Source organism: Dolichospermum circinale AWQC310F (assembly GCF_000426925.1).
Classification (GTDB): Bacteria; Cyanobacteriota; Cyanobacteriia; order Cyanobacteriales; family Nostocaceae; genus Dolichospermum; species Dolichospermum circinale.
Genome location: NZ_KE384686.1, coordinates 30,392 through 41,722, shown reverse-complemented (window position 1 = coordinate 41,722; position 11,331 = coordinate 30,392). Strand labels below are relative to the sequence as shown.

General features: G+C 39.4%; 13 protein-coding genes and 1 tRNA gene. 4 read left to right on the top strand and 10 right to left on the bottom strand.

Annotated features, from left to right (window positions below):
* Nucleotides 1-21 precede the first annotated feature (21 nt).
* Nucleotides 22-95 (bottom strand) — tRNA-Pro (locus ACIR310F_RS0113275).
* 122 nt (nt 96-217) lie between these two features.
* The gene (locus ACIR310F_RS0113270; protein ID WP_028084246.1) at nt 218-583 is read right to left on the bottom strand and encodes a DUF1818 family protein; all 366 of its coding nucleotides are present in this window, start codon (nt 581-583) and stop codon (nt 218-220) included.
* A 246-nt stretch (nt 584-829) separates the two neighbouring features.
* On the opposite strand from ACIR310F_RS0113270, the gene recA reads away from it, so the two are divergent.
* Nucleotides 830-1,903 (top strand): recombinase RecA, encoded by a 1,074-nt coding sequence (recA, locus tag ACIR310F_RS0113265; protein ID WP_028084245.1) that lies wholly within the window; start codon nt 830-832, stop codon nt 1,901-1,903.
* Between the two features lie 98 nt (nt 1,904-2,001).
* Here recA and ACIR310F_RS0113260 read toward each other — a convergent pair whose 3' ends face one another.
* Both ACIR310F_RS0113260 and queG read right to left on the bottom strand, forming a co-directional pair.
* The gene (locus ACIR310F_RS0113260) at nt 2,002-2,649 is read right to left on the bottom strand and encodes an HAD-IA family hydrolase (protein ID WP_028084244.1); all 648 of its coding nucleotides are present in this window, start codon (nt 2,647-2,649) and stop codon (nt 2,002-2,004) included.
* A complete protein-coding gene (gene queG / locus ACIR310F_RS0113255) occupies nt 2,624-3,598 on the bottom strand; it encodes a tRNA epoxyqueuosine(34) reductase QueG (RefSeq protein ID WP_028084243.1) in 975 nt (324 codons plus the stop codon). Before queG ends, ACIR310F_RS0113260 begins: the two co-directional genes overlap by 26 nt.
* A gap of 208 nt (nt 3,599-3,806) precedes the next feature.
* Here queG and ACIR310F_RS0113250 point away from each other — a divergent pair, with 208 nt between their 5' ends.
* Both ACIR310F_RS0113250 and ACIR310F_RS0113245 read left to right on the top strand, forming a co-directional pair.
* Nucleotides 3,807-4,322, top strand: a complete 516-nt coding sequence (locus tag ACIR310F_RS0113250) for an orange carotenoid protein N-terminal domain-containing protein (RefSeq protein ID WP_028084242.1) — start codon at nt 3,807-3,809, stop codon at nt 4,320-4,322.
* A gap of 375 nt (nt 4,323-4,697) precedes the next feature.
* Nucleotides 4,698-5,141: a ketosteroid isomerase family protein gene (locus tag ACIR310F_RS0113245; protein ID WP_028084241.1), complete on the top strand. Its 444-nt coding sequence runs from the start codon at nt 4,698-4,700 to the stop codon at nt 5,139-5,141.
* On the opposite strand, the gene ACIR310F_RS0113240 is transcribed toward ACIR310F_RS0113245, so the two are convergent.
* The 4 genes from ACIR310F_RS0113240 to ACIR310F_RS0113225 all read right to left on the bottom strand — a co-directional run bounded on the left by ACIR310F_RS0113240 (nt 5,138) and on the right by ACIR310F_RS0113225 (nt 9,084).
* A complete protein-coding gene (locus tag ACIR310F_RS0113240) occupies nt 5,138-5,578 on the bottom strand; it encodes a hypothetical protein (protein WP_028084240.1) in 441 nt (146 codons plus the stop codon). The genes ACIR310F_RS0113245 and ACIR310F_RS0113240 overlap by 4 nt on opposite strands.
* Nucleotides 5,579-5,753: 175 nt before the next feature.
* Nucleotides 5,754-6,869, bottom strand: coding sequence for an LptF/LptG family permease (locus tag ACIR310F_RS0113235; RefSeq protein ID WP_028090266.1), 1,116 nt, complete (start codon nt 6,867-6,869; stop codon nt 5,754-5,756).
* A 209-nt stretch (nt 6,870-7,078) separates the two neighbouring features.
* On the bottom strand, nt 7,079-8,551 hold the full coding sequence (gene cobQ / locus ACIR310F_RS0113230; protein ID WP_028084238.1) for a cobyric acid synthase CobQ: 1,473 nt from the start codon (nt 8,549-8,551) through the stop codon (nt 7,079-7,081).
* 128 nt (nt 8,552-8,679) lie between these two features.
* On the bottom strand, nt 8,680-9,084 hold the full coding sequence (locus ACIR310F_RS0113225; RefSeq protein ID WP_028084237.1) for an Npun_F0494 family protein: 405 nt from the start codon (nt 9,082-9,084) through the stop codon (nt 8,680-8,682).
* A gap of 149 nt (nt 9,085-9,233) precedes the next feature.
* On the opposite strand from ACIR310F_RS0113225, the gene ACIR310F_RS0113220 reads away from it, so the two are divergent.
* The gene (locus ACIR310F_RS0113220; protein WP_028084236.1) at nt 9,234-9,668 is read left to right on the top strand and encodes a peroxiredoxin; all 435 of its coding nucleotides are present in this window, start codon (nt 9,234-9,236) and stop codon (nt 9,666-9,668) included.
* A 129-nt stretch (nt 9,669-9,797) separates the two neighbouring features.
* Here ACIR310F_RS0113220 and ACIR310F_RS0113215 read toward each other — a convergent pair whose 3' ends face one another.
* Nucleotides 9,798-10,157: a hypothetical protein gene (locus ACIR310F_RS0113215; RefSeq protein ID WP_028084235.1), complete on the bottom strand. Its 360-nt coding sequence runs from the start codon at nt 10,155-10,157 to the stop codon at nt 9,798-9,800.
* Between the two features lie 31 nt (nt 10,158-10,188).
* Nucleotides 10,189-11,073, bottom strand: coding sequence for an ABC transporter permease (locus tag ACIR310F_RS0113210; protein WP_028084234.1), 885 nt, complete (start codon nt 11,071-11,073; stop codon nt 10,189-10,191).
* Nucleotides 11,074-11,331: the final 258 nt, after the last annotated feature.

Below are 11,331 nucleotides of genomic sequence, written 5' to 3'. Positions count from 1 at the left end.
ATTAGCAATTCTATAAATAAATCGGAGCGGCGGGATTCGAACCCACGACCTCCACTACCCCAAAGTGGCGCGCTACCAAGCTGCGCTACGCCCCGTGACCATGAACGTGAGATTTTAGACTTTTGGAGTGGGGATCATGCCAAATTTGTGAATCTAAAACCAATCAAGTCACTCTGACTAGTATATCACAAGGTTAGGGAAAATAGCAAGGGTTTGTTCAAAAAACTTTTAGCATTCCTATTGCTTGCAACAAACCAGACACGGCAGAAGCTTCCCATTTACCCTCTGTACCCCGTCCTGTATTCAGGATAAAGCGGAGATTGTAGGATTGGGGATAACCTTCTACCTCCATCCATAATAAATCACTTTCCGCTTCACAGGCAATTTTTTCTTCCTCCATTAATTCTGTAGCTAGATGCTTCATAGTATCTGCAAGCTGATGCAAAAGGCGAAAAAATTCATTTAATTCTGCTTCGGTTAATTCAATCGCCCAATCTTCCGTACCAACTAATCCTTTGAATTGTACTGCATCTGGGTTCCAACCTAAGCGCCAACCCGTACCACTTTTGATCACTCGTTCCATAACTACATAAACTACATATTTTGAAACTACTACTATTGTTGATCAGTGTGTTGCAATCTGTTGATTAACCCAAATCCCAAATCTCAAATCCAAAATGCTATAATTTTGTAGCGATCGCGTTAGAATCTTGGCCAAGCTATTTAATCGACGTTCCTATTCGCACACTTTGCGGTTAAGATAGTATATTCGTTCTATTAAAACTCCCGTCCCAGCAATTTTGAAAAATCCTATACTTTAGAGGCAAGAATGGCAGCTAATACCGAGACTTCTGGCAAGCAAAAAGCGTTAAATATCGTACTTGGACAAATTGAGCGTAGCTTCGGTAAAGGAGCAATTATGCGCCTGGGTGATGCTACCCGCATGAAGGTAGAAACAATATCTACCGGTGCGCTTACCCTAGATTTAGCCTTGGGAGGGGGTTTACCCAAAGGACGGATAATTGAGATCTACGGACCAGAAAGTTCTGGTAAAACTACCGTTGCTCTCCATGCTTTGGCAGAAGTCCAGAGAAATGGGGGTATTGCGGCATTTGTAGACGCGGAACACGCCCTAGATCCAACTTACGCCGCCGCATTGGGTGTAGATATTGAAAACTTGCTTGTTTCCCAACCAGACACCGGCGAATCAGCCTTAGAAATAGTTGATCAACTTGTGCGTTCTGCGGCGGTTGATATTGTCGTTATTGACTCCGTCGCAGCCCTAGTCCCCCGCGCCGAAATTGAAGGAGATATGGGTGATATTCACGTTGGGTTACAAGCTCGCTTAATGAGCCAAGCATTACGTAAAATAACTGGTAATATCGGTAAATCTGGATGCACAGTTATTTTCATTAACCAGTTGCGGCAAAAAATCGGTGTCACCTATGGTAGTCCAGAAACCACAACGGGTGGTAATGCGCTGAAATTTTACGCTTCTGTACGCTTGGATATTCGCAGAATTCAAACCTTGAAAAAAGGTACAGATGAATTTGGCAACCGCGTCAAAGTCAAAGTAGCTAAAAATAAAGTTGCACCACCTTTCCGAATTGCCGAATTTGATATTATCTTTGGTAAAGGAATTTCTACCCTGGGTTGTTTAGTAGATATAGCCGAAGAAACTGGAGTTCTTTTGCGTAAAGGTGCTTGGTATAGCTACAATGGTGAAAACATTTCCCAAGGTAGAGATAACGCCATTAAATACTTAGAAGAAAAACCAGACTTTGTAGCCAAAGTTAAAGAACAAGTTCTGGAAAAACTAGATAAAGGTGCAGTAGTTTCCGCCAATTCCGTCACCCAACCCCATGACATTGAAGAGGAAGAAGAAATTGATTTAGAAGAATAGACAAAAAATAGAGATGTTACTGCTAACATCTCTACAGTAAAAATCTTCTCAAACTCTTGTTCTGCGGGTCTGTAGCGCCTCTACGTCAAAAAAATTATTTACTTGATCAAAGCCCAATTTTTAATCACACTCACTAATTCACTAGGATCATGAATTAAAAAATCTGGGTTTTGTTTACCTAATGCTTCAGAAGAATTAAACCCCCAACTGACCGCAATTACCTTAATATTCGCCTTTTTAGCGGATTCCACATCTCTAGTTTCATCTCCTACATAAATCACCGCCTCGGGTTTAAACTGTTTTTGACGCAAGACATTATTAATAATTGTGGTTTTGCCAAAAATAGTTACTCCTGAATAAATAAAGTCAAACAAGTGATCCAACTTATGACACTTGAGAAATTCATGCACATTTTCTTGAGAGTTAGAAGTAATAATTCCCAGGTGATAACCTTGATCATGAAGTTCTACTAATGCGGCTTTAATTCCATTAATAAGTTGCAATTCGTGGATTTTATGCTTTAATTCTCCTTTTACTTTTTTGACAAGAAAAGGGATTTTGAATAGTGAAACACCAGAATATTTAATAATCTCTCTGGCTGGTAAGTTTCTCAGTAGTGCTAATTCTTGGGAATTGATCGGAATATATCCAAATTCTCCAGCTAAACGATTGGCAATAGTTACAAGAGCATCTACTGTATCAGCAATCGTCCCATCAAAATCAAAAATTATTACTTTCTGGGTCATTATTATGCCTGGATACGTCAAGATTAGCGCGAGCATTACGTCGTAACATTTCTGGTTTAATGCGTCGCAAGGCTGACGCCGTGAATCTTTTATCCCACTCCTCATCTGATATTTGTGCCAATTCTACCAGCTTGGGGTGCAAATTTTCAGGATAGGGATGAAAATCAGTTACATCAGTCACTTGAGCAAACCGCTGATTCCAAGGACAAACATCTTGACAAATATCGCAACCTGCTACCCATCCTTGTAAATGAGGTTTAATGTCTGCTGGTAGCTCTTGATCCCGATTCTCTATGGTATGATAGGCAATGCAGCGATTAGCATCTACTACAAAGGGTTCAGTAATTGCACCTGTGGGACAAGCTTGTAAACAACGAGTACAATTTCCGCAATGTTGCGTACTCGGCTGATCCTTTTCCAACTCTAGGTTAGTTAACACTTCTCCTAAAAACACCCAAGAACCATATTTCCTGGTAATAACATTCCCATTTTTAGCAATCCAACCAATCCCAGCTTTTTGCGCCCAAAGTTTATCTTGGATTGGTCCTGTATCTGCATAATAACGCGCTTTTATATCCGTACCCAGAGATTCTAGCCAACTAGCCAATTCCTTCAGCTTTTTGTGCATGACTCTATGATAATCCCGACCCCAGCCATAGCGAGAAATTTTTCCGTATTCATCCCCCTGGGGACGTGGATGGGGAGTATAATAATTTAATGCTACAGATACAAGCGATCGCACTTCCGGCATAACTGAACTAATATTCTCACGCCGGGGATTTTTCATCCATTCCATATCAGCGTGATAACCCATTTTTAGCCAATCTCTCAATTTTTGTATTTCTGTCGCTTCTAAATCAGCCACAGCAGCAATTCCCACCTCATGAAATCCCAACTCTTTGGCCTTTGCTTTCACCACTATGCTGTTAATTGATGTACATTCATTCATTTTTCTTATGGGAAATTTAGCAAAGAGAAAGGGGATGATCAGTATATTATCAGGCCAGGCTATGATCCCCTAGTTTACTATTCCTGATTACACATATATGTAAATTTTATTTGCAATTTGTTAAGAAATAATGCAATATGGGATGGAAGAGGTCAAGCAACCCAGAGTGATGAACCTCCTGACTTAATTCATAGACCTTGGAGAAATTATGACATTCACTTCTGATTCAGCTTCAACCAGATTTTCTGGAGCTTTTAACTATAAAACCACCGACGCTATCCCTGCGACTATTGCTGTATTTAAATCCCTGAGCCTAGATGACCAATTAGCAGTGCTGTGGTATGCCTATACAGAAATGGGTCGCTCTATTACACCAGCTGCCACAGGTGCAGCGCGTTTGCAATTAGCGGAAGGTCTTTTAAATCAAATTAAACAAATGTCTCACCCAGAGCAGTTAGAAGTCATGCGCGACTTGGCTGCTCAAAGAAATACCCCCATTTCCCGTGCCTATGGTATTCTCAGCGTCAACACCAAGTTGGCCTTCTGGTACGAATTATCGGAATTAATGGTGAAAGGCTTTGTTATTCCCGTACCAGCCGGTTATCAACTGTCCCGTGACGGTTCACGAGTTTTAGAAACCTTAAAAGAATTAGATTTTGGTCAACAAATTACTGTTTTGCGAAAAGTAGTCTCAGATATGGGTGTAGACCCCCTAGCTGATTAGATTTTGGATTTTGGATTTTAGATTTTGGATTTTAAATTCCCCACAAGGGATTTAAAAATTTCGGTGTTGCTGATTTTAGGGATGAAAATGATACTGCATACATTCAAGATCCTTGTAGAGACGTTCCATGGAACGTCTCTACCTCCAAAAATCATACTCCAATTCAGCAACGCCAAAATTTCTATATCCTCATAAACTCAATATTTACCCATTTTAGAAGTTACGCAACTGTCACAATAATATCCATAAATAGTCAGTTGCGTAATATCACTTTTTTCTTAGCCTAAACCCATTTTTTTTAATCTTGTATTTCTTCCTTCGCGTCCTTCGCGCCTTTGTGGTTTATTTCTAATCTAAATTAATACAGGTAAATATATGACCGTTGCTAAATTCTCACCACCAAGGAGACTTGAGATTTCAGGAGTCACAGAAACAACAATTTTAAATTACTTTACTACTTTAAATGCTGGGGAATTTACACAAACCGCTGCTTTATTTGCGGAGGATGGTATTATGTATCCACCATTTGAATCTGCTATTATCGGACTAGATGCGATCGCTTCTTATCTTGACAAAGAAGCGCAAGATATCAAAGCCTATCCGCAACAAGGAATAAGTGAGAATTTACCAGAGCATCATACTCAAATTCAGGTGACAGGTAAAGCGGAAACTTCTTGGTGTGGTGTCAATGTCCTGTGGTTATTCATTCTCAACCAAAATAAACAAATCATCGAAGCTAAAATCAAGCTTTTAGCCTCACCCCAAGATTTGCTATGCTTACGGCCACCCGATAAAGAATATACAATTGATCTCCCTTAGCCTTTAGCAGCAGCTGCTTGAGCTAAAGAACGGAATAGCAATTTTCTACCTAGTTCGATATCAGACTGTGAACACTGCCAATCTGGATGTGCTGTCATTAACAAGCTATCTAAGGTTTCCTGATCAAAAAGATGCCATACAGCAGCATCGTTAATTTTTGATTCTAGACCATAGCAGTTAGGAGAAATACAGTGAATTATAGAAACGCTGGAAATTCTCGCCAAACTCATCATTTCACCGGGTTGGAGAGAGCGAAACTGACGGATAACTTGTTTAAATTCAGTTATAGAAGATACTAAGAGTCCGGGGATGGCCACTGTTGCTTTTTTATCTCCATTCACCGCAATCCAGTAATGACGACTAGGATCAATTCCTTCTAACCAAGGTGATTCATCATCTAGACGATAGCGGGGTGATAGGCAAAATAAAGCTTCCATAGTTGAAATTCTATCAAATTAGGGATTTTTATGTTTAGTAACCAAATAATCGGGATCATCTGCAAGCAGCCCTATATTTACAGTATTTAATAAGTTAAACTGATATGTCAAATAAATTTAGCAAAAGTTATTAATTAAGTTAATATTTCTTAATCATTATTTTAATCATCAACATTTATCTGCCAGCTACGCGCACTAATAGAAATAAACCTGTCCCTAATCCAAATAAATTGGGTAGCCATGCACCGATTAGAGGAGAAAGAATACCAGCCTGTGCTAAAGCTCCAGAGACGGATAATAGTAGGTAATAACTGAAAATGACAATCACACTAATACCAAAACTTGTTCCTCTTCCAGTACGTTGAGGTATACTGCCCATAACTGAGCCAACTAAACCAAAAATGACGCAAACAAAGGGAAAAGCGATTTTTTGTTGAATTCGCACTTGTAATTTGCGAATTTTTTGATCATTACCACCCAAACGTTCGATTTCTAATTGTTCTAAAGCTTGGGAAATATTCATTTCCCCATAATCCCGGCTATTTTCCGCTAAAGTTAAAGGTGTGCGAGGTAGTTGTAATTGCTGATGTTCAAATCGTAAGATATTCCGATATGATTGATCAGTTGCTATTAAATAAATAGTCCCATTATAAAAATCCCAAACTTGTTTTTTACCGTTCCATTTAGCTGATTCAGAAATAACAATTTGATTAACTCCGCCGCGAGAACGGTCTATAATTGTTAAACCCTTCATTTGTTTACCATCAAATTGATCAGCATAAAATAGGCGAGAAAGTATTTTATTTTTGCTCCCATTTGCTTCGTTAATTTCTCGATATTCAGGATAATAAATATTTTGTTGTTTAAAAGAAGGTTGATCTGATTTCAGTGCTGCTTCTAGGGTAACAGTAGCTCGATAATTTGCGGCTGGAGCAATTTGTTCATTAAATATATAAGTCATGATCGTAACTGCAAAACTTAACACTACAGCAGTTAAAACCATCCGATAAACACTAACACCACAGCCACGTAGTGCAATTAATTCACTTTCGCTGGAAAGACGACTATAAGTCATTAAAGTAGCTAACAAAGTGGACATGGGAAAAGAATAAACCATGACATAAGGTAGCTTTAATAAGAAAACTTCTAAAGCGATGTTAAGTGGTAAACCAGATTCTACAACTTTTCTTAATAATTCAAATAAACTATCAATTGCTAAAACTACAGAAGTAAATGCACCGACACCAAATAAAAATGGTGGCAGTAGTTGGAGCGCCAAATAGCGATCCATGATAGAAAAGGAAAATAGGGAGATGAAAGGAGAGAATGGTTTAAATTGTTTATGTATCATGATTATGTTTCGCGCAAAGATATAAAGGAGCAAAGGCGCAAAGTTTAAGATTTTGATAGCTGAGGTGGTATAGGTGTATTATGTAGTGGTCATTCCCAGCTTGAGTCTGGGAATGAGTTAATTGTACCCAGCCAACCCGAAATTTTGATTTATATAAACGGTGCTAAATCTAAGTGTTCTTCAATGTGATTCGCTAAAGATTCTAAAAGCTGTTCTCGCTGTTCTTTGTAGTTGGCTACACCTGTGGGTAAAGATATCAAACCCCGTTGTTTACGAAGACGATTTAACCAAGCGCGTCGCCAAGGTCCATTATCAAAAATTCCATGCAGATAAGTTCCCCAAACTGATTGACAACTATCTACTAACCCTAAATTAACATCATCAAATAGAGGTTGACAGGATTTTTGATCTCCGGGGTTTTCTATGCGTGTACGCCCTTGGTGAATTTCAAAGCCTGTGACAGGTAAACCCGCTTGGGGATAATTGGAGGTAACTTGACGCTGACGGGCAATTTTTTGACCTGTAATTACTGTTTTTATTGGTAATAAATTTAACCCTGGATATTTGCCGTCTGGTCCTTCCATTCCTTCTGGGTCTAGTATAGTCTGTCCTAACATTTGGAAACCGCCACAAATTCCTAAAACCGTGCCACCAGAAGCTGCGTAATTTTGAATTGCTTCCGCCATACCGCTTTTTTGTAAGACGATTAAATCAGCGATGGAGGTTTTTGTTCCTGGTATAATTACTGCATCTGGATATCCTAAATCTTGCTTTGGATGTAAGTATTTTACTGTTACTGATGGTTCTGATTCTAGGGGGTCAAAATCGGTAAAATTGGCAATTCTGGGTAAACGAACCACTGCAATATTCAGTTCAGTTGTAGCTTTTGCGGGTTTGCGTTCCAATAAATCTAGGGAGTCTTCTGCGGGGAAAATCTGCTCTAAATAGGGAACAACACCGACAACAGGTATACCTGTCCGTGCTTCTAACCATTTAATTCCGGGTTCGAGAATTGATCTTTGTCCCCGAAATTTGTTAATGACTACGCCTTTAATCAAGGCGCGTTCATCTGGATCTAATAGTTCTAATGTTCCCACCACATGAGCAAAAGCTCCACCTCTGTCAATATCTACTACTAATAATGTAGGTGCATTTAAGTGTTTAGCAACCCGCATATTAGTTAAATCCCGATGTTTGAGATTAATTTCTGCGGGACTACCCGCACCTTCACAAACTAAGCATTCAAACTCCGTTGATAGGTATTGTAGACATTCTTGAACAGTCTGCCAACCGAGTTCAAAATATTGTTCATAGTAGTCTGTGGCGCTGACTGTACCTATGGCTTTACCTTTGAGAATGATTTGGGATGTCATATTCCCTTGAGGTTTGAGTAAAATTGGATTCATTTCTACTAGGGGTGCTACTCCCGCAGCCCAGGCTTGTACTGCTTGGGCATAGCCAATTTCTCCCCCACTGGCGGTAACATAGGCATTTAAAGCCATATTTTGACCTTTAAAGGGGGCTACTCGCAACCCGCGCCGGGAAAGAATCCGACAAATAGCCGTGGTTATTAGTGATTTTCCCGCGTGGGATGTTGTTCCCACTACCATAATTGATTTCATTTTTAACTACTATTTAGTATTTTTAGATTCGGTAGTGCATCAGTAAATAAACTGTTATTTTTTAAAGTTGTATAAGTATGGCAGCCGGGATGCCTACCATACAAGAGTTTTAACCACAATTAAGTTAGTTAAAAGGGTAAGCGTAACCAACGGGTGATAAAATTATGCCAGCGATCGCTCAGTGTAGCATGAGGAAGATTGTGATTTTTTAACTTTCCGATTAATTGATGACCAAGGGGCGTTAGGCGAAAACTGTCTGTAATTCCCTGTCCGTCAACTTCTCGTCGCAATACGCCTACATCAATTAACCAGGCTAAGGCGTTTTCACAGCTTAATTCTGATAATGGTCGCTTGGTGTAATTTTGCTTAACTCCTTTATCCATTGCTATAGCACCCAATTGGATGCTTTGACTAGTCATGGCGACAAATAAATTCAGGTTGAAGGGCGAACAAATTAGCGATCGCTCCGCTCTTTTTAGTGCTTCCTTAGTATAAACTAGGGGTTTGAGGTTTGGAGAATCCACAGCAGGCATTTTTTGTTACTCTAAATTGGGCTTTTTGTCAAGGCTTTGAAAATAAATACTTCTGGAGGAACATATTGGATAATCAGGTTATTTAAATATTGTAAATTATTGTAAAATCTTGATTGCATGAATATTTCTTAAACAGGATAAGGTGAATTATGCCTCTAGCAGTTGGTACAGACGCACCTGCATTTACCACTAAAGATACTAACGGTAACACAGTTTCATTGTCTGATTTTGCTGGTAAAACAGTGGTTCTCTACTTTTATCCCAAAGATGACACACCGGGCTGCACTAAACAAGCTTGCAGTTTCCGCGATGCTCAATCAGAATATATAAGCAAAGGTATCGTAGTGTTAGGTGTGAGTGCTGATGATGAAGCTGGTCATCAAGCTTTCACCCAGAAGTATAGTCTAAATTTCCCTTTATTGGCTGATACCGATAAAAGCATCATTACAGCTTATGATGTTGATGGTGGTGGTTATGCCAAGCGTGTTACTTACATCATTGATGGTAATGGCAAAATTATTGATGTTGATGCTTCTGTTAACACTTCTACCCACGCTAGTGATGTCTTAGCAAAACTTGGGTAATCAACAGCATTGAGTTTTTTTCCTCTGGGTTCTGTGTCTCTTGGGTAAAAGGTAATTTATTATCTAACCACAGAGGCACAGAGGACACAGAGTTAAGAGGTTGAGGAGGATTTTTTCCGGCTTCAGGTTTTATTTGTCTGATGATGGTAGGGTTTTTAAAGGCAATTCTGATGCACTTGGGTTTTGTTTTGGTTGACTCTGAAGCCGTTTCTGTTGTGCTGCTTTAAATGCTGTTGCTGCTTGATCTAATTGTTGATTCTGTTCTTGGGCGTTCCATTGGATAGTCCCCATTTGTGCTTGATGAATCAGGTTGAACATATTAAAATCTGAGCTATTACCAGATAAAGGGTTACTATTGCGATCACTTTCCAAACTGCTAAAGGGTTGGTTAGGATTAGCTAAGGCCGGTCCTAAGGTGACTATAGCAGCACTAAAACTGGCAATAGTGATGGCAATAATTTTGTGAATTGCTAAAAATGATCTTTTCATGAAATTTCCCCTCCTAATTTTGCTTTTTAGCTTAAGCAAGACTTCGACGTATTTGGGATTGAATACTAAGTAAAGCAAAGAGGGCAAAACCTAGTAAGACTAATAATGCAGACCCAAAGGTAACATCACCCCAGAAGGCGTGCATGACTATATTATTTAATCCCCAACTGCTATGTAGATATAAGTAGCGAATCGGTTCAATTGCGTAGCTGAGAGGGTTGAGGGTAGCGATAACCTGCAACCAACCGGGCATAAAGGATAAAGGGGCTAAGGCTGTACTGGCAAATAATAAGGGAAGATTAGTAACAAAAATTACGGCTATCAGTTCAATGTGTCCGGGTAACGCAAAGGCTAAACCCAGAGAAATAGCGGTGACACCCAAGGCCAGTAAAAAGACAATCAGAGCGATCGCACATAATCCGGTAAAATCAGGTAAACCAGCCCCTAAAAATGCCGCTGCTGCCACAATTACCGCCGCTTGTAGTAAGCTTTGGCTAATAATAAAGATAGCAGATGCAAACACAATTGAAAAGCGTGAGCCTAAGGGTGCAACCAGTAAGCGATTTAAAAAGCCAAATTCTCTGTCAAACATGACGGGTAAACCGGCATTTAAAGCCCCGGCAAAAGCGGTAAATACTATTACACCTGCTGCGAGAAATTGACCGTAATTTGACGTACTACCAAATAAACCTTTGGGAGCATTTTGGAATAACGCCCCAAATAAAACTAACCACATTACCGGCTGAATAATCCCTGCTATCAGGCTGGAAGGTCGTCGTTGCAGTTGAATAAACAGACGACGGGTTAAAGCAACGGTCTCTTGCACAATTTCCCCGAATAAATTGGAGTTTGTATCACCAATTACATCTGGTGTGGTTAGTTGTTGCCAGTTCATAACTAATTTATCATTACTCATACAAAATGCTAAAATCAAAAGGTATCAATTATAAACATCCCTGCTATGTTAAATTAGCAAAGAATATTTATGATTCTTAATATTACATTATAGGGCTTGCTGAAAAAGTTGTCTGTGAGGGCAGGGAACAGGGAACAGGGAACAGGGAACAGGGAACAGTTTTAACTGTTTGGATATCGATATCCTCAATTTTCCAAATCCGACAAAGAAAAATGCAATTGATTTTGAGACACCATTAGCCAAAATCTTGCACTTTTC

Bases quoted from the DNA above. Each gene is read 5' to 3' on its own strand.
- ACIR310F_RS0113270 (WP_028084246.1), bottom strand. From the start codon at position 583: ATGGAACGAGTGATCAAAAGTGGTACGGGTTGGCGCTTAGGTTGGAAC.
- recA (WP_028084245.1), top strand. From the start codon at position 830: ATGGCAGCTAATACCGAGACTTCTGGCAAGCAAAAAGCGTTAAATATC.
- ACIR310F_RS0113260 (WP_028084244.1), bottom strand. From the start codon at position 2,649: ATGACCCAGAAAGTAATAATTTTTGATTTTGATGGGACGATTGCTGAT.
- queG (WP_028084243.1), bottom strand. From the start codon at position 3,598: ATGAATGAATGTACATCAATTAACAGCATAGTGGTGAAAGCAAAGGCC.
- ACIR310F_RS0113250 (WP_028084242.1), top strand. From the start codon at position 3,807: ATGACATTCACTTCTGATTCAGCTTCAACCAGATTTTCTGGAGCTTTT.
- ACIR310F_RS0113245 (WP_028084241.1), top strand. From the start codon at position 4,698: ATGACCGTTGCTAAATTCTCACCACCAAGGAGACTTGAGATTTCAGGA.
- ACIR310F_RS0113240 (WP_028084240.1), bottom strand. From the start codon at position 5,578: ATGGAAGCTTTATTTTGCCTATCACCCCGCTATCGTCTAGATGATGAA.
- ACIR310F_RS0113235 (WP_028090266.1), bottom strand. From the start codon at position 6,869: ATGGATCGCTATTTGGCGCTCCAACTACTGCCACCATTTTTATTTGGT.
- cobQ (WP_028084238.1), bottom strand. From the start codon at position 8,551: ATGAAATCAATTATGGTAGTGGGAACAACATCCCACGCGGGAAAATCA.
- ACIR310F_RS0113225 (WP_028084237.1), bottom strand. From the start codon at position 9,084: ATGCCTGCTGTGGATTCTCCAAACCTCAAACCCCTAGTTTATACTAAG.
- ACIR310F_RS0113220 (WP_028084236.1), top strand. From the start codon at position 9,234: ATGCCTCTAGCAGTTGGTACAGACGCACCTGCATTTACCACTAAAGAT.
- ACIR310F_RS0113215 (WP_028084235.1), bottom strand. From the start codon at position 10,157: ATGAAAAGATCATTTTTAGCAATTCACAAAATTATTGCCATCACTATT.
- ACIR310F_RS0113210 (WP_028084234.1), bottom strand. From the start codon at position 11,073: ATGAGTAATGATAAATTAGTTATGAACTGGCAACAACTAACCACACCA.